The 21,930-nt window shown below is 44.6% G+C and carries 20 protein-coding genes; 8 read left to right on the forward strand and 12 right to left on the reverse strand.

Annotated elements, in window-relative coordinates:
* Positions 1-891: an amidohydrolase family protein gene (locus ACZ1GZ_RS00550; protein ID WP_472666483.1), complete on the reverse strand. Its 891-nt coding sequence runs from the start codon at positions 889-891 to the stop codon at positions 1-3.
* Positions 891-1,646 (reverse strand): SDR family oxidoreductase, encoded by a 756-nt coding sequence (locus ACZ1GZ_RS00555; protein ID WP_472666484.1) that lies wholly within the window; start codon positions 1,644-1,646, stop codon positions 891-893. The genes ACZ1GZ_RS00550 and ACZ1GZ_RS00555 overlap by 1 nt, the downstream gene beginning before the upstream one ends.
* A 128-nt stretch (positions 1,647-1,774) precedes the next feature.
* Between ACZ1GZ_RS00555 and ACZ1GZ_RS00560 the strand changes: the two genes are divergently transcribed.
* Positions 1,775-2,554, forward strand: coding sequence for an IclR family transcriptional regulator (locus tag ACZ1GZ_RS00560; protein ID WP_472666485.1), 780 nt, complete (start codon positions 1,775-1,777; stop codon positions 2,552-2,554).
* 104 nt (positions 2,555-2,658) lie between these two features.
* Here ACZ1GZ_RS00560 and ACZ1GZ_RS00565 read toward each other — a convergent pair whose 3' ends face one another.
* The 4 genes from ACZ1GZ_RS00565 to ACZ1GZ_RS00580 are packed head-to-tail and all read right to left on the reverse strand — an operon-like array spanning position 2,659 to position 8,630.
* Positions 2,659-3,618 (reverse strand): ABC transporter substrate-binding protein, encoded by a 960-nt coding sequence (locus ACZ1GZ_RS00565; RefSeq protein WP_472666486.1) that lies wholly within the window; start codon positions 3,616-3,618, stop codon positions 2,659-2,661.
* Positions 3,619-3,676: 58 nt separating this feature from the next.
* Positions 3,677-5,224, reverse strand: coding sequence for an ABC transporter permease (locus ACZ1GZ_RS00570; protein ID WP_472666487.1), 1,548 nt, complete (start codon positions 5,222-5,224; stop codon positions 3,677-3,679).
* Positions 5,225-5,226: 2 nt separating this feature from the next.
* Positions 5,227-6,297 (reverse strand): quaternary amine ABC transporter ATP-binding protein, encoded by a 1,071-nt coding sequence (locus ACZ1GZ_RS00575; RefSeq protein ID WP_472666488.1) that lies wholly within the window; start codon positions 6,295-6,297, stop codon positions 5,227-5,229.
* Positions 6,294-8,630 (reverse strand): DUF1989 domain-containing protein, encoded by a 2,337-nt coding sequence (locus ACZ1GZ_RS00580; RefSeq protein ID WP_472666489.1) that lies wholly within the window; start codon positions 8,628-8,630, stop codon positions 6,294-6,296. Before ACZ1GZ_RS00580 ends, ACZ1GZ_RS00575 begins: the two co-directional genes overlap by 4 nt.
* A 190-nt stretch (positions 8,631-8,820) precedes the next feature.
* Between ACZ1GZ_RS00580 and ACZ1GZ_RS00585 the strand changes: the two genes are divergently transcribed.
* Entirely contained in the window at positions 8,821-9,819 is a 999-nt protein-coding gene (locus tag ACZ1GZ_RS00585; protein ID WP_472666490.1) for a LacI family DNA-binding transcriptional regulator, read from the forward strand.
* A 72-nt stretch (positions 9,820-9,891) separates the two neighbouring features.
* Here the strand turns inward: ACZ1GZ_RS00585 and ACZ1GZ_RS00590 are convergent, their stop codons facing one another.
* Complete coding sequence (locus ACZ1GZ_RS00590) at positions 9,892-11,064, reverse strand: iron-containing alcohol dehydrogenase (RefSeq protein WP_472668200.1); 1,173 nt, start codon at positions 11,062-11,064, stop codon at positions 9,892-9,894.
* A gap of 190 nt (positions 11,065-11,254) precedes the next feature.
* Between ACZ1GZ_RS00590 and ACZ1GZ_RS00595 the strand changes: the two genes are divergently transcribed.
* The 4 genes from ACZ1GZ_RS00595 to ACZ1GZ_RS00610 all read left to right on the forward strand — a co-directional run bounded on the left by ACZ1GZ_RS00595 (position 11,255) and on the right by ACZ1GZ_RS00610 (position 15,299).
* A complete protein-coding gene (locus ACZ1GZ_RS00595) occupies positions 11,255-12,652 on the forward strand; it encodes a cytochrome ubiquinol oxidase subunit I (RefSeq protein ID WP_472666491.1) in 1,398 nt (465 codons plus the stop codon).
* 11 nt (positions 12,653-12,663) lie between these two features.
* Positions 12,664-13,665 carry a cytochrome d ubiquinol oxidase subunit II gene (locus tag ACZ1GZ_RS00600; RefSeq protein WP_472668201.1) on the forward strand — a complete coding sequence of 334 codons (1,002 nt, stop codon included), beginning with the start codon at positions 12,664-12,666 and terminating at the stop codon, positions 13,663-13,665.
* Between the two features lie 144 nt (positions 13,666-13,809).
* Positions 13,810-14,994: a 1-deoxy-D-xylulose-5-phosphate reductoisomerase gene (gene dxr, locus ACZ1GZ_RS00605; protein ID WP_472666492.1), complete on the forward strand. Its 1,185-nt coding sequence runs from the start codon at positions 13,810-13,812 to the stop codon at positions 14,992-14,994.
* Positions 14,995-15,044: 50 nt separating this feature from the next.
* Entirely contained in the window at positions 15,045-15,299 is a 255-nt protein-coding gene (locus ACZ1GZ_RS00610; protein WP_472666493.1) for a YMGG-like glycine zipper-containing protein, read from the forward strand.
* Between the two features lie 57 nt (positions 15,300-15,356).
* Here the strand turns inward: ACZ1GZ_RS00610 and ACZ1GZ_RS00615 are convergent, their stop codons facing one another.
* The 3 genes from ACZ1GZ_RS00615 to ACZ1GZ_RS00625 are packed head-to-tail and all read right to left on the reverse strand — an operon-like array spanning position 15,357 to position 18,839.
* Positions 15,357-16,355 (reverse strand): aldose epimerase family protein, encoded by a 999-nt coding sequence (locus ACZ1GZ_RS00615; protein WP_472666494.1) that lies wholly within the window; start codon positions 16,353-16,355, stop codon positions 15,357-15,359.
* A gap of 5 nt (positions 16,356-16,360) precedes the next feature.
* A complete protein-coding gene (locus tag ACZ1GZ_RS00620) occupies positions 16,361-18,184 on the reverse strand; it encodes an ABC-F family ATP-binding cassette domain-containing protein (protein WP_472666495.1) in 1,824 nt (607 codons plus the stop codon).
* A 1-nt stretch (position 18,185) separates the two neighbouring features.
* Positions 18,186-18,839, reverse strand: a complete 654-nt coding sequence (locus ACZ1GZ_RS00625) for a thiamine diphosphokinase (protein WP_472666496.1) — start codon at positions 18,837-18,839, stop codon at positions 18,186-18,188.
* A gap of 212 nt (positions 18,840-19,051) precedes the next feature.
* On the opposite strand from ACZ1GZ_RS00625, the gene ACZ1GZ_RS00630 reads away from it, so the two are divergent.
* Both ACZ1GZ_RS00630 and ACZ1GZ_RS00635 read left to right on the forward strand, forming a co-directional pair.
* Complete coding sequence (locus ACZ1GZ_RS00630; protein WP_472666497.1) at positions 19,052-19,396, forward strand: hypothetical protein; 345 nt, start codon at positions 19,052-19,054, stop codon at positions 19,394-19,396.
* Positions 19,372-20,496, forward strand: coding sequence for a M48 family metalloprotease (locus ACZ1GZ_RS00635; RefSeq protein WP_472668202.1), 1,125 nt, complete (start codon positions 19,372-19,374; stop codon positions 20,494-20,496). The genes ACZ1GZ_RS00630 and ACZ1GZ_RS00635 overlap by 25 nt, the downstream gene beginning before the upstream one ends.
* A 79-nt stretch (positions 20,497-20,575) precedes the next feature.
* Here ACZ1GZ_RS00635 and ACZ1GZ_RS00640 read toward each other — a convergent pair whose 3' ends face one another.
* Complete coding sequence (locus tag ACZ1GZ_RS00640; RefSeq protein WP_472666498.1) at positions 20,576-21,145, reverse strand: CarD family transcriptional regulator; 570 nt, start codon at positions 21,143-21,145, stop codon at positions 20,576-20,578.
* A gap of 371 nt (positions 21,146-21,516) precedes the next feature.
* Positions 21,517-21,855: a ferredoxin FdxA gene (gene fdxA, locus ACZ1GZ_RS00645; RefSeq protein ID WP_472666499.1), complete on the reverse strand. Its 339-nt coding sequence runs from the start codon at positions 21,853-21,855 to the stop codon at positions 21,517-21,519.
* Between the last annotated feature and the right edge of the window lie 75 nt (positions 21,856-21,930).

Here is a 21,930-nt window from a genome sequence, read left to right on the forward strand (position 1 = left end):
CTAGACATCCAATCCATAAAATTGCAGGGCTGTATGGGACAAGACTGCGTCTTGATCTGGCTGACCCAAGTCCTCTAAAAGCTTCATCGTAATTTCATTCCAGCAATCATAACCTCCCGCTAGTCGCACCACTGGCCAATCAGACCCCCACATGATCCGGTTTGGACCAAATGTTTCGATGAGAAGATCAAAAAGAGGTTTCAAAATGTCGTAAGCGTCCGCTCGCTGCCAAGATGCCATCTCGGTCAAAAGACCAGAGAGTTTGCAAAAAGCATGGGTTTGATTGCCGATGGCAGCAATCTTTTCAAAAGTATGCTTCAACTCATCTGAACTTGCCGTTGCAAATTGTGGTTTTGCACAATGGTCAATCACAATTGGAAGATCTGGATTTTCATGACAGAATTGCAAAATAAGATCTAGATGGCGCGGTTTGATAAGCGCATCGAACCGAAGCTCTTTCATCGCCAATTGCTGCCAAACCTTTCTGTCAGGAATCTCGCGCAACCAATCAGTATCTTCGATATCCTGCAGCATGGGCCGGATACCCTTAAAATAAGGGTTTTCAGCATAGCTGCTAATGGTATCTAGAACACTATTGCTTGATAAATCCACCCAACCCACAACGCCTTTTATCTGAGGATTTCTCTCTGCGATTGTGAGCAGAAAATCAGTTTCTTCTTCAGTCGCCGCTGCCTGAACAAGAACAGCGTCAATGATATTAGAACTTTGCGATGCTTCAATTAGATCAGCGATTTCAAAATCTTTAGCGATCTCTTTCAACGCTGGATCTTTGACGTCCATCCAATGATAGTCGCCACGCGAAAGAGACCATAAATGACAATGCGCATCTACTCTTGGTGCCATATCTGATGAGCTAACTTGAACAGGCATTAGATTGTCACCCCACCATCAATTGACATGGCTTGACCGGTGACAAAACAGCTTTCATCAGAAAGGAGATAAGTAACAAGCGGTGTAATATCATCAACTGTTGCAAGGCGCCCAACAGGCTGGCGTTTTATGAAATCTATTTCCGCTTGAACGGGATCATCTGCCTGCGCAATCCGACCTCGCAGCGATGGTGTGTCGACCGTTCCGGGACAAAGAGCATTACTGCGGACGCCCTTGTCGACAAAATCAATTGCAATAGATTTCGTAAGACCAATAACAGCAGCCTTGGTTGCACCATAGGCAGCTCTACTTGCAAAACCTTTTATGGATGAAGCCATCGATGCCATATTTAAGATCGACACTGATCCAGTTGTCTCTGCACGTTTTAACATGCCCGGCAAAAATGCTCGGCAAGTGCGGATCATAGAGCTGACATTGATATCGACGTTCAATTCCCAAACATCGTTGGAGACATCCAATATTGTTCCATGATGAACGATGCCAGCGCAGTTAAATAGACCATCGATAGACTGAAATTCTGAAGCTAGCTCGTCGATCGCATGCGTATCACGAACGTCTAAAACTCTCGTTTCGATCGCAGGGAACTCGTCCTGCAAATTGGAAAGTGCATTTGAATCGTTATCCGTGGCAACAACCAACGCGCCCTCATTCAAGCATGCAATCGCGCTTGCTTTCCCCATCCCGCTTCCTGCAGCGGTTATGAAGATGGTCTTCCCATCCAGCTTCATGGTCATAGGTCCTCCCAACCTAATACACAAACAATATTTGTATATGAATTAATTATTCATATATGAAAAATGATGTCAATAGGTTGTTGACAACAAATGAAATCTTAGGGCAAAAGTGAGGTCTGGGAGACGCCATGACCAAGAAAGAAAATGAAGATCGCTACAGAGCGCCGGCACTCGATAAAGGCCTTGATATATTAGAGCTTTTAGCGACACAGCCAAGCCCGATGACAAGAAGTGAAATCGTCAAAACGATGGGAAGAAGTCCCAGTGAAATTTATCGTATGATTGAGCGTCTTGTGGTGCGTGGATATGTAACAAGGTCGGCAGGTGGCGATCGTTATGCACTTAGCATGAAACTGTTTTTGCTTGGTTCCGCGCACCCGCCAATGCAGCGTTTAATCTCATATGCACAACCATTATTGGACAGATTTTCCAATGATACTTTGCAATCTGTGCACTTGGCCGTGCCAGATAAAGGCTATGCCATTGTAGTTGCGCAAGCAAGTGGTCCAGCCAACTGGGAATTTAGATTACGCGTCGGCGCTGAACTTGATTTAATTGAAACCGGTTCAGGTCGAACACTGCTAGCCTTCCAAGATCAGCTAGGCCTTGAGAAACTCTTTGCAGTGGGCGATCGACCAAAACTAAATTTATTGAAAACTGAACATGAGTTACAGAAAGAACTTACAGATATCGTCAGGGACGGTTTCCGCTTGCAGGAAAGTGGGCAATTGGTTGGCGTGACTGACATCTCAGTTCCAGTTTTAGGCTCCGATGGCAACGCTTTTGGCGTTTTAACTTGCCCATACATTGAGCGCATCAAACCAGGCTCGGCCATTGAAGTTCGCCAAACTATACAAGATACAAAAACATTACTTTTAGAGCTTTCAAGCAAAATATCACTTGGTTGAAGATGATGCTGATGCCCACAGTTTATAGTCCGGTCTCACAAGCTCTTAAATTGAAAAAGGGGCTTGCGCCCCCTAATCTAGCTTCAATTAAAAACGAAGTGGTATTAGCCATTAATCCAAGCGTTGACCGTATCCATATTATCTGCAACCCATTCTTGAGCCACATCACGCGGGTCAAGACCATCGCCATTAATTGACAAAATCCAACCATTAATCGCGTTAGGGTCTAACTTGATATTTGACAACATTTTCGCAACAGCGGGGTTACGTGTTTCCAATGTTTTGGAATAAGCAACATAAACACTTGCGACAGAACTCGCACATGAGAATGTGGACACTTCCAACCAATCTTCAGCCTCTAGATCAACTTTTTCGCAACCTTCTGTGCGTGCAGGCTCTTCAACCGCAGACAGATCATATTCCGCGAACATAGCTTCAGGTGTCCAACGATAGAACAATGCCGGCTCGCCTTTGGCATAAGCTGCTTTTAGCTGACCTTTAAAGGCAGCTTCAGTGATATCTGCCGCTTCCCAAAGTTCATCCAAACCATAGCTTTTGAATTTGACTTTCCATTGCTTAGTCGATTTCCAACCGATTTCGCCAGCCCAATATTCGCCTTTTCCGTTTCCATCTGAATCAAATAATAGCGCAACTTCAGGCTTCTTCATATCTTCAATAGAGGAAAGTTTGTCGGTCATATATGACGGCACATAAATACGCTGTGTACCTTCATAAGGCGTATTGACGGCGACCGTTGCTGAACCGTCGATATATTTATCCCAAAGGCCAGCACGACTTGGCATCCAGAAATCTGTATAGACATCGATGGAACCATCGCCTTTATCCATACCAGCTGCAATAATCGAGCCGTCAGACATTCCCTCTACAATTTCAGCTTCCATACCCATTGGGCCAGTTATGATTTCTTGGATTACAAAGCCAATTGCCTTTGCGCCTGTCCACGTCAAGTCAGAAATTGTGACCTTTGCATCTGCAGCCAAACCCGCAGTCGTGGAGCCAGCTATAAGCGCAGAACTAAGCGCCAGTGATTTTAATAGTTTCATGTTCACACTCCTTTGTTATAGATGTTCATCGCGCCACTGAATTGACGCGCTGAATTTTTTAATCACGAATTTTATTCGCTTTCTGCACAACGCTGTCGATCATCATCGCCAGAAGTGCAATTCCAAATCCGGCCAAAAGACCGCGTCCTGTTTCCGCATTGTTCAAAGCTTCAACCACGATGAAGCCCATACCCCCTGCACCAATGAATGCAGCGATCACAACCATCGCAAGGCTCATCATCACCACCTGGTTCATGCCTGCCATAATAGATGGCAGAGCGAGCGGCAGTTCGACTTTTGTTAAGAGCTGTCTTGGGTTTGCGCCAAATGCCAGCGCCGCTTCCTTTGTATTTTCCGGCACGTGCTTGATACCAAGCGCTGTTAAACGCACCATTGGCGGCATGGCAAATATCACCGTTGCTAAGATCGCCGGTGGCTTGCCAATCGAAAAGAACGCGATTGCCGGCAAGAGATACACAAAGGATGGAATGGTCTGCATAACATCAAGGATTGGGGTGGTAATGGAATTTCCTCGGTCAGATTTCCCAACCCAAATGCCCAGCGGCAGCCCCACAATGGTACAAATCACAGTAGATGCAACCACCAATGACATTGTGTCCATCGCCGTTTGCCAGAAATCAAACATCGCAATATAAAATAGCGATGCAACGGCAAATATCGCCGTTCGTCGTCCCGCCATTTTATAGGCAATAAAGACGAGCACCAACATAGTCACTGGCCATGGTGTACCGACAAAGACAGCCTCAATGGCATTTAGCATTGAATTTAAGAATGCTGTTATTTGATCAAAAACAGAACCATAGAAGATCGTTGCATATTGAATGCTGTCATCAATACTTTGAGACATATATCTATTCAGGTTAAATGGTGGTGCACCTTCACGCGCAGGTGTGCGGATTTCAACATAATTTCCACTGTCATCTTTGCGATAATTGACCGTATCAGGTCTATCAATCCAGATTAATGTGGGGAATTCACCCATGACAGCACAATTAAATCTATCTTGGAATGGAATCTGCTCACCTTGCTCAATAAGGCGATCCTGCTTAATACAAGCGCGTTGTTCGGGCACAAACTGTGTTGAACGATAAATTGTCAGCGGCAGAATAAGAGCTGAAATCACCGCAACAATGACCAATCGGGACAGCACAAAACTGCTCGGAGTTTTTTCATCGGTACGCCAGCGCGCATATTGATTTGCATAAAATCTGTCTGCAAACCAGGCAAATAGAATTCGACCCAACACGAAAGTTAAAATGGCCATTAAGATATGATTGCTTGACCAACCTTCGTAACGATCCAACAAATATACCTTGTCATCCTGACCGATATATTCACGGGCTTTTTCAGCATATTTGAAATAGAGCGCGAGATTGACCATCGCGACCAGGTCAATCACAAATCCAATCGTGAAAAGTAGCCAATTCCCGCGCAGTCCTGCCCAAACAAAACTACCTAGGAGAGCAGCGTAGTTAATATGTGTTTTGGGCAAAATGGATTTTTGGATTTTGAGAAATTTGTCTGCATAATAATCGCTGTTTTGACCAGCGAAATCTTTGAATTGTTTTAGATCATCTTGAGACATGATTACACCTCACCTTGAATTCCGCGTAAAAGCGCGTCTTTGGTGACGATCCCAACGGGTTTGGAATCTGACATGATTACGATTGGATTGTCCTGCCCAACAGATACGCCAACCAATGCGTCCAAATCATCATCAGGCGTTGCTTGCGGGCATTTATCTAATGCGGGAAGCTTTTTGACTTCCTTCTCATATTGTTCAACCGGCTGCATAACTGTGTGTGCGAAAATCAGTTTTAGTTTCGATATTCCGGCAACAAAATCTGCGACATAATCATCTGCCGGCTCTGTCACGATTTTTTCAGGCGTTCCGATTTGTACAATCTCACCATCTTTCATAATGGCAATGCGCGAACCCATTCGGATCGCCTCATCCAAATCGTGCGTGATGAATAATGTCGTCTTCTTCATCGTTTTGGATAGATCCAAAAACTCATCTTGAAGGCCACGTCTAATTAAAGGATCGAGCGCAGAAAATGGTTCGTCCATTAATAGAATATCGGGGTCAGCTGCCATCGCACGCGCCAAACCAACACGCTGCTGCATACCACCTGATAAATCAGCAGGTAAACGATCGCCGTAACCTTGCAGGCTCACAAGCCCTATCATTTTGTCAGCAATTTCAGATCGCGTGAACGCATCGACATTTCTAAGTTCAAGTGAGAAAGCGATGTTATCGCGCACGGTACGATGCGGTAAAAGCGCCATATTTTGGAAGACCATACCAATCTGATTGGCGCGCATTTCTCTTAAATCTTCAGATCCAAGATTTCCTACATTGGTGCCATTGATTAAAATCTCGCCGTAAGTTGGCTCAATCAACCGGTTTATGTGGCGCACAAGGGTGGATTTACCGGAACCGGAAAGTCCCATAATGCAAAATACTTCACCTTCGCCTACGCTTATTGATACATCCCGGACGCCTACAACACATTCATAGCGCTCCAGCACCTCAGCTTTAGAAAGATTTTCTTTTCTCACGGCTTCCATGGCTTCCGAAGCACGTGCGCCAAATATCTTCCAGACGTTGTTACAAACAACTACATCAGATTTTCTATCGCTAGTGTCTTTATTCAAGCTCTTGCCTTCTCTCTTTTCGGGTCAATAAAGGGAATTCCTGTTGTTACGCAGGGAAGCCTTTTCATGTGCCCATCGAGTTTGCCCACTTCCAATTCTGTTCCAAATTCTGAATTCTCAACAGCAATCCGCGCCATTGCGATAGCATGCCCCAATTCCGGCGAGGTGCAGGCGCTTGTCACCACACCCACTTGCTCTCGTCCAAGAAAGACTGGATCGCCATGATGGGGCGCTTCATTGCTGTTAAATTTCAAGCCAACCAATTCTCTGCGGATTGCGGATTGGTTGCGTTCGAGTGCTGCTTTGCCGACAAAATCTGGCTTCTTGAAATCAACCGCAAATCCAAGACCGGATTCAATCGCGTCCACATCACCGCCAAATTCCGCACCAGAAATCATCAAGCCTGCTTCTATCCGCAACATGTCAAGCGCGTGGCCACCCATAGGTTTTAAGCCATAAGGTTCACCAGCTTTCATAACTGCGTCCCAAATTTCAACCGCGTCGGTTTCATCGCAGAAGATTTCGTAACCCAATTCACCGGTGAAACCTGAACGACACAGCATAAACAGAGAACCATCACGATCATGAATGCGGGCAATTGTGAAACCGAACCATTTTAGGCTTTCAACATCAGGTCGATATGGATGCGTGAAGACAAGATCTTTTAAAATGTCTCTCGACTTTGGCCCCTGCAATGCAAGGTTTGCCATCTTGTGTCCAATGCTGAGGACCTTAACTTCCAAACCCAACAATTCTGCCTGCTCTCTAAGATGAAGCGCTGAATTATTTGAACCTGAGAACCATCTGTAAACATTTGGTTCAATGCAAAACAAAGTTCCGTCATCAAGCACGCTGCCGCGTTCATCGCAAATCAGGGCATAAAGTCCACGATGAACGGATAATTTGGAAATATTGCGCGTCAGACAGTGCTGCAATAATTCAAGCGCATCCGGTCCAACAATATCGTATTTGAACAGACCAGACATGTCCTGCAATGTCGCATGATTTCGACATGTCCAGTATTCTTCAATTGCACCAGTGGCGTCATAATGGGTCGGCATCCAGAGATCTCTCGCTGCATAAAAGCTTTTTGTTAATTGTGATGTTCGCGGGTGAAATGCAGAATGCTTTGTTAGCTGCTCTGCATCATCTGGCTGCGCCCGCCAAGCAACGGAATGCGTAATGGAACTATCCTCCTCGTAAATACGAACGTGAATATCTGTCGGATTCCATCCGTTCGTTGGGTCAATATCGTCTGGGCAAGCTGTGGAAACACCAACGAGATCCGTCAGCGCTTCAAGGACAATGTAATCCCCGGGTCGCGACCAAGGTTCGTCTCCGGAATAGACGTTTGACACCGCATCGATATTAGAATTCCAGAAAAAATTGATAGCCGGCCAGCCCTTGCGTGGCTTTATGCCAAAAGGCGCATAGGCGTGACTGATATTATCTGAGCAATTGATATGTCCGGGAAAACCCCGCTCCTCATATCCATATGCATTACAAGCTAAACCAAATGCATCATGGCGACCGACCGTGTCTCGGCGAACAGCTAGTAGTGGCGTAATATCTTGATCATAAAATTTGTCGTGAAGTCCAGGGGCCGGATAGGCACCACGTGCACACGTGCGTGTTACAGTGGAATCGATATAACGCTCTATCCCCTGATCAAGCGCTGATGCACGCATTGCCATAAAGTCAGAACATTGTTGACCTTCAACATCGATAATTTGCAGAAATTGGCCTTTTTTAAGTTCATAGGCTTTCGCGGTTCCAGCATCCACCCGCCATTCATCCACAATCTTACCCAGAGGGTCTGGCATATAAAAATCTTCAGATGCCTGTCCAGTCTCTTTGATTTCGACATGATATCTCGCACCGCCGCCGGTTTCGATATAGTCTTTTTCAATTGGAGCAATGAGAAAGAACAACGCGGAAGATGTAAACTTAAGCAGAAAAACATCTCCAGGTTTGGAGCCTTCATCAAAAACCTTAATGACTTCACTGTTTTCAAGCGCACCATCCTTCGCCTTAGCAATCGCACGCATCTGACGATCATCAAACAAAGCACAATCGAGCGACGTCATTTTCATTTCAGGAGTTTTAAACGGCTCGCATGTAAACTCTCGTTGACTGTCTAAAGAAGAAGTCATCCATGCAGCTTTGCCACCATCAACATTGGTGATGGATAAAAGCGCGCCTGCGGCAACTTTGATACAGCCAGCTTCACCTGCAAGAACATCAAGCCTTAAGCTTTTTTGCTCATTCAGACCTTGATATCGCCTCCGCCCGAAGGAGATATTTTTGTTATTTGCATCATGCAAATTTAACATTGGCTGCCCTTTTCATACGAAATCGTCATTGAAATTGACTGTTTATGTAACCGGTTACATATGCAGTTAAAATAATGTCAGCCACGGAGGCATTATGATTAAAATTCTATGAAACCGGTTACATATAACCATTTGTTTTTTTGTTGCGTCAAGCCCCAAAATAATATTTGTATGATTTTGGAGGCCCGCATTGACCAAGAAACTAGGAAGTATTCGCGATGTTGCAAAGGAGACAGGACTGTCTATTGCAACCATTTCACGTGTTATGAATGGCGCGACCAATGTAAGCCCAAAAACCCGAGAAAAGGTGCTGCTAGCATCCAAAAAACTCCACTATGTACCCAATCCTGCAGCGCGAACCCTGACCACCAAAAAAACCAAAATAATCGCGGCAATCATTCCAACCATCGAACACTCTGTTTACGCTAAATTCATTGCTGGTATGGAGCAAACATTGGCCAAACGCGGCTATTCACTGGTCTTTGCAATCTCAAATTCTGATGAAGATCAAGAAAAAGAAGCCGCGGAAAAGCTACTTGGAATGGGGGCCGAAGCGTTTGTTCTTTCAGGTGGACGCCATGATCCAGAATTGATTGAGCTGTTAACGCGTCGCGGTGTGCAATTTGTTTTCACGTCAATTTGGTCACCGGAAAGTGAAGTCCCCACAATTGGTTACGACAACTTTGCGCTCGCACGAAAAGCCATCCAATATCTAAGTGAAATGGGGCACCAAAATATTGCTGTGGTTCATGGGCCAGAAGTTCTAAGCGATAGAACAACGTTGCGAATAAAGGGTGCAAAATCTGCTGTTGTATCGGGGATAAAATTATCATTTTTTGAGGAAGAACTTAGTGTTGGAGGCGGAAAACTAGCAACCTATTCCATGTTGCAACATAAAACTAAATTTTCAGCTGTTCTTTGCCTATCCGATGTGATGGCCCTTGGCGTCTACACCGCGCTCTCAGAAAAAAGCCTTGTTGTACCTGATGACATATCAGTCATGGGATTTGATAACCTTGACTGGTCAGTTCACATCTCACCACCGCTCACGACTATAGACCTCCCAGCCCGTAAAATGGGTGAAGGTGCCGTTACATCATTAATGGATTATCTTGAAGACGGGTTACCAATTACCAGTAATTTCTTTGAAGCAAAAATTATTGAACGGGAATCCGTTAAAAAATTATAGGCCGACAACTGCGTTCGGTGCTTTGCATAAAAAGATCGATCTAAATTTTCAGGCCGCTTTTATCTTCCCATTTCAAAGCGAAGCTCGATAAATCTTAACGGCGTCATCATAAGTGACTTTGCGTGGATTATTGACCAATAATCGCGTTTGATTCATCGCATCATTTGCAAGTTTTTCTATATCATTTTCACCAATGCCCACATGTGCCAACCCTGCTTCAAGCCCCAATTCAACATTGAGTTGGCCCAAACGTTCGATAAATTCTGCTGCAATGAACGATGCTGATTGGTCAAGGTTGATAGTGGGGAAAACATGCGGGGCGAGCTCTGCATAATCCTGCGCGCACATCTCAGCATTAAAGCGCATAACATTTTGCAAAACGAGCGCATTGGATAATCCATGCGGCGCATGAAACAAACTTCCCACGGGATACGCAAGCGCATGCACCGCAGCAACGGGTGAATTAGCAAAGGCTTGCCCCGCCATCATGGATCCCAACAACATATTGGCACGCGCATTTTTATCATCTCCTTCAAACACGGCTGTACGAATGTTGGCACCCAATAGGTCAAGCGCGTGAAGCGCCAGCATTTTCGAAATTGGATTATTATTTGCACTTTTGGATGTATAGGCTTCGATCGCATGTACCATTGCATCAACCCCAGTTGCGGCCGTCACATGAGATGGCAATCCAAGCGTAAGTTCGGCATCAAGCAACGCAATATCTGGGAGAATTTTGGCCGACACAACACCTTTTTTCTCAGCCGTGCCAGTCGTTAGAATTGATATGCCAGTGACTTCAGATCCAGTGCCTGCTGTCGTTGGCACCAACAAAAGCGGAAGCCGTGAACCGGAGACTAAATTAACACCATACATATCATCAAGTGGTTGATCAGTTTTTGCCAAAAGCGCCACCATTTTCGCCACATCCATCGAGCTACCACCGCCAAATCCAACCACACAATTGCAGCCTTTATCTTTCGCAGTCTTGGCAGCTTTTAGAACACTTTCAGAACTTGGATCAGCAGACACGTCATCAAATAATGTAACGTCAAAACCACTGTTAGATAGGCTTTCAAGTGCCAGATCGGCGAGTTTTAACGACATAATGCCTGGATCTGTTACGAAGAATACGTGTTTTTGAGACTGTTCGATCTGAAGATCACTTATCAAATCGCCAAGTTTTGCAGCTCCACCAAACATCTGGCGAATAGAAGGAGTGGTGTTAAAAACAAAGTCATTCATCTTCATTAAATTATTCCGTTGATCTTAAGACGAATATTGAACATCGATTGTATTTAATGTCCAGTTTTCAAGGGAAAGTGCTCGCCATGCGACAATTTGTTTAGAACAATTCTAATTTTGCGACAGTCTGACACATAATTTTCAAGGCCCGAAATATTATATATACTGCAAGCTATCGGAGTACGGAATTATGGACCCATTTATATTATCTAGAATGCAATTTGGTGCAAACATCACCTTTCACATTCTCTTCCCCACCATCACAATTGCGCTTGGTTGGATCTTACTGTTTTTCAAGTATCGATATAATAAAACAGGTGATCACGCCTGGATGGACGCCTATTTCTTCTGGGTGAAAATTTTCGCTCTATCTTTTGCTATGGGTGTTGTATCTGGCATTACCATGAGCTTTCAATTCGGTACCAATTGGCCGGGTTTTATGGAAACCGTTGGCAATATTGCCGGCCCCTTATTGGCTTATGAAGTACTGACAGCCTTTTTCTTAGAAGCCGTATTCTTAGGCATAATGCTGTTTGGCTTTCGCCGTGTATCCAATCGGGTCCATACACTCGCAACATTTTTAGTTGCCTTTGGCACCACTATGAGCGCGTTTTGGATACTTGTGCTTAATTCATGGATGCACACACCGCAAGGCCATGAAATTATAGATGGTGTGGCGCATGCTACCGATTGGTTTGCAATCATATTTAATCCATCAATGCCCTATCGCTTAACACATATGCTTATTGCATCAGGTTTAACAGCAGCCTTCCTTGTAGCAGGCTTATCCGCACTAAGATGGTTGCTGGGTGACACAAGTGCTGCCATGTTTAAAGCGATAAAAACTGGTGTCACAATTGGTGCAATTTTAATTCCGCTGCAGATTTTCGCCGGTGATTTACATGGGTTAAACACGCTCGAGCATCAACCTGCAAAAGTCGCCGCGATGGAAGGCAATTGGGAAACCAGAGGCAATGTTCCGCTCGTATTATTTGCACTTCCGGATGAAGAGACACGCAGTAATAAATTTGAATTATCTGTGCCCAATGGCGCCAGTATAATCTTAAAACACGATCCAGAAGGCGTCGTACCTGGCCTTAATGACTTTGTGGCAGAGGATGGAACTGTTCTTCATCCACCTGTTGCTGCTGTATTCTGGGGCTTTAGGATTATGGTCGGAACCGGTTTTGCGATGCTGTTCTTATCTTGGATCGGTAGCTATTATCTTTGGCGGAAAAACACCTTTCCAAAACCCATCGCTTATCTGTTTGTTCCAATGGCGCTGTCAGGCTGGGTTGCCACCATTGCCGGCTGGTATGTAACAGAAATCGGTCGTCAACCATGGTTAGTCACCGGCGTGTTAAAAACCGCAGATGCTTTGGGTCCAATTGCGGGAGGAATGGTTCTATCAACCTTCATTACTTATCTTGCGACTTATGTCATATTGCTAGGGGCATACATCTTCGTGGTTGTCAGATTAGCCGTCAAAGCTGCAAAATCAGGTGATGAACGACCTCAACCGGGCGCAACAGGCAAGCCCGCAATGCCCGGCGCTGTTGCTAATCAAGCCAGCCTTCCTGCGGAGTAAACAAAATGGATATCACAACAATATACCCCTATCTCCCAATTATCTTTGCAGGATTAATGGGCATTTCAATTCTTGTTTATGTCATCTTGGATGGATTTGACCTAGGTGTTGGTATCTTATTTCCATTTGCACCGCAGTCAGAACGAGATCGCATGATTGCGTCAATCGGCCCGTTTTGGGATGCAAATGAAACATGGCTTGTTTTGGCAATCGGAATTTTGCTAGTCGCCTTCCCCGCTGCCCATGGAGAAATTCTCACGGCCCTTTATCTTCCCGTAACAATCATGCTCATTGGTTTGATTGCACGAGGTGTTGCCTTTGAGTTCAGAGCCAAAGCGCAAGCTAGCGAAAAGTGGTTATGGAACAGAGTATTCTTCACAGGTTCTCTCGTCACCGCGCTTAGCCAAGGCTATATGCTTGGGATTTATATTTTGGGCCTTCAAACAGGTTGGCAAGCTTTTGCATTTGGCGTGCTAGTTGCCGTGTGTTTAACGGCAACTTACGCAGCCATCGGCGCAGCTTGGCTGATCTATAAGACCGACAATGATTTACAAAAAATGGCAATCAACTGGATGAAAAAGGCACTCATTTTCACCCTTATTGGCATGGCTGCAATTTCAATCATCACCCCGCTGGCAAGCGATAGAATATTTGCAAAATGGTTTGCGATCCCTGAGATCATTGCGCTTGCACCACTTCCCTTAATGTCTGGATTGTTTTTTGTCTTCACCTATTGGCAGTTAAAACACCTACCTGATGAAGCCGATCGTTTTTCTTTACTCCCCTTCATCGGCATCGTTGCCATTATGACACTCGGATTTGCAGGTCTTGCCTATTCATTTTATCCATATATCGTGCCTGAAAAAATGACGATTGTTGACGCTGCATCAGCACCGGAAAGCTTGTTGATCATACTGTTTGGAACAGCATTTGTGCTACCTGTGATCATTGGATATTCGATTTTTGCCTATCGCGTATTTGGTGGCAAAGCGACCGAGCTTCGCTATGATTAATCAAGTTACGGTGAGCATCTGAATTATAACTGCATATAGGCTTGGAGTTTTTACCGTTATATGCCATTGAGACTATACTAACGTTGCCTTTGCTTAACGTTTTGTATCAATGCCAATCAATAACGAGTTAGAATTCTACGTCCGATGTCAAATTTTGATCTTCCCAATAAGATTTCGATCCTCGGAGCGACGGGATCAATCGGTCGAAATACACTGGATGTCCTTGCTCATCATGGCGGTGCTGAAGCGTTCGATATTATTGCACTCACGGGCATGTCTAATGTTGAATTGCTGAGCCAACAAGCACGAACATTTAACGCTAAATTTGTCGTCACCGCTGATGAGACGAAATATGCAGAACTGAAAGAATTACTTGCTGGTACGGATATTGAAGTGGGAGCTGGGCGCGAAGCGTTAATTGAAGCAGGCCGGCGTGATAGTGATTGGGTGATGGCAGCCATTGTTGGCATGGCAGGACTAGCCCCCACAATAGCAGCTGCAGAGCGTGGTGCAGATATTGCACTTGCCAACAAAGAATGCCTGGTGTCGGCGGGAACCTTATTTAAATCCATTGTTGAAAAAGGAGGAGGCAAACTCCTCCCGGTCGACAGCGAGCACAGCGCCATTTTTCAGGTGCTCAATCGCAAACACGCGCCATCACTAGATAAAATTATACTTACAGCATCCGGTGGGCCATATCGTAATTTTACACGTAGCCAAATGGCAAATGTTACACCCATAAGTGCCGCCGCACACCCAAAATGGTCAATGGGTACAAAAATCTCAATTGATAGCGCGTCCATGTTCAACAAAGCGCTTGAAATGATTGAGGCAATGCACCTGTTTGACACACATCCTGACAAAATTGATGTAGTCGTTCACCCCCAGTCAATCATCCACTCATTGGTTTCCTATTGCGACGGCTCCGTGCTTGCTCAATTGGGTGAACCAGACATGCGCACGGCCATCGGTTATGCGCTTGCCTACCCCAACCGGATTGACCTTCCTGTCGAAAAGCTTGATTTGGTAAAACTTGCACAATTGGACTTTGAAGCACCTGATGAAGAGAAATTCCCCTCATTGAGATTGGCGCGTCAATCCATGAAAGCTGGCGGCCTAAGTGGCGCTATCTTTAACGCAAGTAAGGAAGTGGCGTTGGATGCATTTATTGACGAGAAAATCGGCTTTTTAAAAATGGCAGATATCGTTGAAGGCGTATTAGAAAAAGTACCAGCACAGAGCGCCAGCGACATCGACATACAAACAATTTACAACATTGATGTAACAGCACGTGAAGAAGCTGTACTTCTCGTTAACGAATTAGCCTGATTTTTGTCATATTTTAACCCTAGCTTTACTATAACCAGAAGGGGTTTATCATGAAAAAAATCATCGCAATCGTCGCTATTTCTGCAGCACTCGCGGGCTGTACGTCCACTCAACAAGGCGCCACAATTGGTGCAGCAACAGGTGCTGCAGCAGGTGCACTGGCAACAGGAAACCTTAAAGGCGCAGCTGTTGGTGCAGCAGTAGGTGCAGCAGCCGGTGCATTAATTGGACGTGTGGCAGGCGATCCAACAAAATGTCGTTATTCTGACGGAAATGGCGGTACCTACATCGCTGCATGTCCTTAATACCAAGATTAACGTCTTAACCTAATGAATAGGCAGTCACGATTAATCGATGGCTGCCTATTTTTTTGCGAAAATATATTCAGTCCGCTGCACCAATTCTTGTCCTTTTTGCAAAATAGCATTTGGGAACGCAGCATGATTAGGCGCATCTGGCCAAATTTGAGTTTCTAAACAAAGTCCAGCACCACTTTGATAGGGAACATTTAATAACCCATTTTTACTCGGTAAAATTCCAAAGCCTGTATAAAACTGGATCCCTGGCTCTGTTGTATGCACTTGCATCTCAATACCAGATTTTGCGCTATGGAGCGTCGCAACGTGACGACAATTTGTCTGGCCCTCCGACAAGCAAAAATTATGATCATATTCAATAAAACCGTCTGCCGTTCGAATTGCTCTCTTTGTTCGAAAGTCAAAATCTGTCCCTTCAACAGGTTTAATCTGCCCCGTTGGGATAAGAACATCTAAAACAGGCAAGTAAGCTTGTGCATCAATCATGATTTCATGATCAAAGATTTGATCGGAACCATCCAAATTAAAATAACTATGATGTGCGATATTTGCAGGTGTGGCTTTATCAGAATGACAAGTATAGACCACTTCAAAAACACCATCAGGCTTCAAACTATATTGGCAGGTAATTTTACAATTACCTGGATATCCGGTGATCTCACCCTCATCAACAATCGATAACAGCAGCGAGCTTTCATCTACATCTTCGATGTTCCAAAGCTGATTTGAAATGCCATTTCGGCCGCCATGTAAATGATTGCCACTCGTCTCATTTTTATCGACTTGATAGGACTGACCATCAATTTGAAATTGACCCGCATTGATACGATTGGCAAAACGGCCAACACTTGCACCAAAATAAGGTGAATAATTAAGATAATCATCGAGTTGATTAAACCCAAGCACCAGCGGTGCATCATGGCCAGCCAGCCTTAAATCCTGCAACACAGCGCCATAGGTTAAAACCTTAGCAGACAGGCCACCACCGGAAAGCGTTACGACTTTCACATCTGCACCATCTATCTGACCAAAACTACGGATCATATGTGTTAACCTCCCGCCTCAAGCTCTTCACGCAACATTTCCAACTCAAGCCATTCCTCTTCCATCTTTGCAATATTCTGCTTAATGGTTTCAAGCTCTTGGGCAGCTTTGGCAAACCCTTCAGGGTCAGTTGCATAAAAGCTACCATCGGCCATTTTATCTTCAATCTTAGCAGCCTTACCTTCTGCTTCTTCCATTTGAAGAGGCAAATTCTCCAATGCATATTTCTGCTTAAAAGATAGTTTATTCGAAGACTTGTTGGCAGATGACTTTGCATTGTTAGCTTTTGGTGAAGCAGCCTTTTTCAGCTTTTTCTCAACCTGCGCAACTTCTTTTTGTTGCGCCAACATATCTGAATATCCGCCCGCATATTCAATCCATTTACCATCGGGCGCATCGGGATTTGCTGGTGCAAGTGTTGAACTCACTGTGCGATCCAAAAAGTCTCGATCGTGGCTTACAAGGACCACTGTTCCCGGATAATTTGAAACAATCTCCTGCAACAAATCCAACGTTTCCATATCCAAATCATTTGTAGGCTCATCAAGTACCAAGAGATTTGAACTGCGGGCCAAAATGCGGGCTAAAATGAGCCGAGCACGTTCGCCACCCGATAATTTGGCTATCGGAGTTCGGGCCTGTTCAGGTGCAAACAAAAACTCTTTCATATAACCAGTGACATGCTTTTGTTCGCCACGGACTATCAAATTTTCGCCGCGACCATCGGTGAGATAATGTGCAAGGGTATCATCAAGCGGAAGGTCACTACGCTTTTGATCAATCTGAGCAATATCCAAATTGGTTCCGGTTTTAATAGAGCCAGCATCAGGCTCAAGCGATCCAATGAGCATCTTCAATAAGGTGGTTTTGCCAGCACCATTGGGACCCACTAAACCAATGCAGTCACCTCGGTTAATGCGAATTGAAAAATCATCAACAATCTTGCGCATCCCATAAGATTTGGAGATATTTTTCGCTTCAATGACCTGCTTGCCAGATTCTCGGCTTTCAAATTGTGGCGCGTCAATTTTCCCCAATGGACCTTTATGACCACGATATTCAGCACGTAAACTATGAAGGTCTTTTAAGCGTCGTTGATTACGCTTGCGTCGCGCAGAAACGCCATACCGCAACCAGTGTTCTTCCCGAACAATCTCGCGGCCAAGCTTATGGTGCTCAAGCTCTTCTTCTTCTAAAATTTTATCGCGCCAGGCTTCGAATTTTGTAAATCCTTGGTCTAATCGCCTTGCTTCTCCTCGATCTAACCACAGGACTGCATTTGAAATATTCTCAAGAAACCGCCGGTCGTGGGAAATCAACACCATTGCACTTCTCGAGCGCGCAAGTTCACCTTCAAGCCATTCAATGGTTGGCAAATCGAGATGGTTAGTCGGCTCATCCAGCATCAAAATATCAGGTTCAGGTGCAAGAACGCGAGCAAGCGCAGCGCGTCGCGCTTCTCCGCCGGATAGTTGGTTAGGGTCTTCATCACCAGTTAAGCCCAAATGCGATAAAAGATAGCTTGCGCGATGGGGGTCATCGCTGGGACCTAATCCGGCTTCAACATAGGAAGACACAGTAGCATAGCCATCAAAATCAGGCGCTTGCTCGAGATAGCGGACTGTTGTTGAAGGTTGAAGAAATATCTCTCCACCTTGAGCTTCAAACTGCCCCGAAGCTATTTTTAAAAGCGTCGATTTTCCCGAGCCATTGCGACCAATAAGACAAATTCGTTCACCAGGCAGCAATTGAAAATTAACCTGATGAAGTAAATCATCACCGCCAAAACTGTGTTGGATATTGTCCAATTTCAAAATTGGTGGTGCCACATTAAACTCCTGAAAAATCGTGAGGACGTGCGATCAAAACAGCGCGCCCTTCACCTAACGTAATCTTCGTATGCCCGTGTGAAACATTTGATAAGGTAAGAGTAGAACCGAAATTGGTTTTGATATTATCAAGGGGATATTCTGCACCTGAAATAGACAGACCTTTTAGATCTTCAAATGGTAGAATTGAAAAAAGTGAACCCTTGGGTAACTCGATCTCAAACTCACCCTCTTCCAGCGGCCAGCATTCCTCTAGGCCAGATGTCATCATTGTATCAATGCCATCTTGATGCAATTGCATCATTTGGTTCAAAACGGCAATTGTATGATCGTTTCTTGCACCGCCCAACGCACCTAAAAAAATAATGGAAGTCGCCCCCTTATCCAGTACAGTTTGAACAGCAAGTGCGCCATCGCTCATTGCTTTTTGTCGCCCGAAGGTCATTGTTTCGACATGTTTATATTGTTCTTTAAAATTGTCAGGGGTCGAATCAAAATCACCTAGCCATAGCTCCGGTTCAACATCTAAGCTCGCTGCGTGTTTGATCCCACCATCAGCTGCAATTATGCGGCCGGATTGGCATAAAGCTCGAACACGATCGTCAATTATAAGATCGCCAGCGAGTAGGATTATGAATGTGCTATCTATGTGCATGACAATGTGGGGATATCAGTTTTTGGGCGTTATAACATCAACAATTTTTAATGATTGCTCTTTATATCGAATTCTTCACGCATGCGAGGCCCTACCGCTAGGAATTTTATGCAAATACAGCTACGGTAGCCCTCAAATCAGCTAGATCCGTTAGACCATTGATGAAGATAAATATCCATAACCCAATTCAATACACAAAACCGAATGCATTAATGAGCATGCGGAATTGGTTTGCGTTGGTTGGTATGGGACTGGTTCTAACAAGTTGCATCACGGCAAGCGATCTTGAAGCAGATTTTGCGCCATCTGACACCCCCCAAACTGTCAACACGGTGCAACAAAACGATGAGCGCGCCAAACTAGGCGCTGCCCAACATCCCAAAATTTTAGCAAGTTACGGCGGTGAATATCAAGATTTTGGTACATCCAAGATGGTTGCGCGGATTGTTGGAATCCTAACAACAGTATCAGAGAATCCGCTTCAATCTTATCGCATCACAATTTTAGACTCCCCGATGTTAATGCCTTCGCACTGCCTGGCGGATATCTTTATTTAACCCGCGGCTTACTTGCCCTTGCTAATGACGAAGCTGAAGTGGCGGCGGTGATTTCGCACGAAATGGCACATGTCATTGCAAATCATGGCGTTCAACGACAGCAACGTCAGGATGCAGCTTTAATCGCCGGACAAGTTGTTTCAGAAATTCTCACGGGGCGACTTGCAAGTTCTAGTGTTCTAGCGCGCAGCAAATTAAGGCTTGCAGCATTCTCTCGCCAACAAGAACTTCAAGCTGATGAGATCGGCATTCGCATGCTAGCGCAGGCTGGATATGACCCTTACGCCGCGGTGAGATTTTTAAAGTCTTTAGAAGCCTACAGTACGTTTAATAGCAAAAGCCCATCTGGTTTAAACTTTCTATCAAGTCACCCTTCAACACCCAAAAGACGGGCGGCAGCCATACAACATGCTGAAAGATTTAAAAACGCCAATGCCAAAATCACCAATAGAACAGCTTTCCTAACGGATATTGATGGGCTGACTTTTGGCGATAACGCACAACATGGCTACGTGCGAGGACAAACATTTCTTCACCCTGGCCTAGGGATCAGATTTGATGTGCCAAAAGGTTTTGAGATCGACAATACCAGCGATGCAGTATTGGCAAATGGACCAAATGATATTGCAACACAATTTGATGCTGTAGAAATAGAAAATGGCAGCACCTTGCGGTCTTATATTTCAAGTGGTTGGATTAAAGGGTTAGATGCATCTTCAATTAAAGACACCACAATCAATGGCTTGCCTGCATTAACGGCGCGCGCAAAAGCCGATCGTTGGATTTTTGATGTCACCATTATCCAGTATAAGGAATTCTATTATAGGTTCTTAACCGCAGTTCCACGTAACAAAGCACGCTCATTGCTAATTGCCGGCAATATTTCTGGAACATTTAAAGCGCTAACCCAAGGTGAGATTGAAAACCTTCGACCCTTGCGCATACGCGTAATACAGGTTCAACCGGGTGATAGCATTGCTTCCATTGCAGCACGCATGCAGGTTAATTCTCGTAAAGAAGAACAATTACGGATTTTAAATGCGCTGAACCCCGGCGCTGCCTTACAACCAGGCTCATTGATCAAGATTGTCGCAGAATAACCTGGTCACAATCAAACAAAAAACCCGAAGCGAACATTTCAGAGCGCTTCGGGTTCTTTAAATTCAACTAGTAAATAATTTAAGCTGCAGCTTCTTCCGAACCGTCTTCAGCTTTCTTACGCTTTGCAGGCGGTGTTTTATTCAAATTCACTTCGATCAACTGAATAGCTTCAGTGTCCGAAATTTTCTGAACAGCTGACAATTCACGAGCCATGCGATCAAGTGCAGCTTCATAAAGCTGACGCTCTGAGTAAGATTGCTCAGGCTGGTTCTCTGCGCGATAAAGGTCACGAACAACTTCCGCAATCTGAATAAGATCACCAGAATTGATTTTCGCATCATATTCCTGCGCGCGACGAGACCACATTGTCCGCTTAATACGAGCACGACCTTGAACAACTTTCAAAGCACGCTCAACAAAATCTGTTTCAGATAGCTTACGCATACCAATTGAAACAGCTTTTGCCACTGGAACTTTCAAACGCATCTTGTCTTTTTCGAAATCAATTACGAAAAGCTCAAGTGAATATCCTGCAACTTCCTGCTCTTCGATAGCAGAAATCTGGCCCACACCGTGAGCTGGATAAACAATAGATTCACCGACTTTAAAGCCTTGACGCGTAGAAGATTTTTTTACTTGGGTTGCCATTTGTGTACAAACACTCCCTGCTACATTTCCCGAAATACTGGCTCCGAGAAACTCTTATTATAATTTTGCGATACGCCCGCAAAAGATGACCGCCAACTATCTGAGTACAAACAAACATACCCGTCCGCAGTTGATCACTAGCGCGAGTATGATTTTAAATTATCGTGAGATTACCATGCCAATAGTTTTAAAATGGTCATGGTATGTAATGCCTCGTTTGCCAAACTCTTGTTGTTAGACGTGCACAATAACACAAAAAACACCAAAATTCAACGCCTTGGCGTTTTACAGTCCCAAAGGTCTTAAAAAATGGTTAATTACCATAATAATTGGTAACGATCACATTACCCTTATTGGTTCGTTGTAACGAACTAATCGCCCTGGCCTGGAGCTTCAGAGAAGAACTGCTTAAACTTATCAGCAACACCGTCCATTTCAGTTGCATCAGCAGGCGCTTCACGTGCAACTGTAATATTTGGCCACTTCTCAGCATATTCGGTGTTGATTTTAAGCCATTTATCAAGACCAGAATCTGTATCAGGAGAAATAGCTTCAGCCGGGCATTCAGGTTCGCAAACACCACAATCAATGCATTCGTCAGGGTGAATAACCAACATGTTTTCACCTTCATAGAAACAGTCAACTGGGCAGACTTCAACACAATCCATATATTTGCAGCGAATGCAATTTTCAGTCACGATATAAGTCACTTAGAACTCCGGAATTTTTTATTCATTAAAGCATCTGGGTAAATGCTTTATTTAGGCAATGCAAGGAAATATGTT

This window comes from Lentilitoribacter sp. JB5-8, assembly GCF_055693385.1.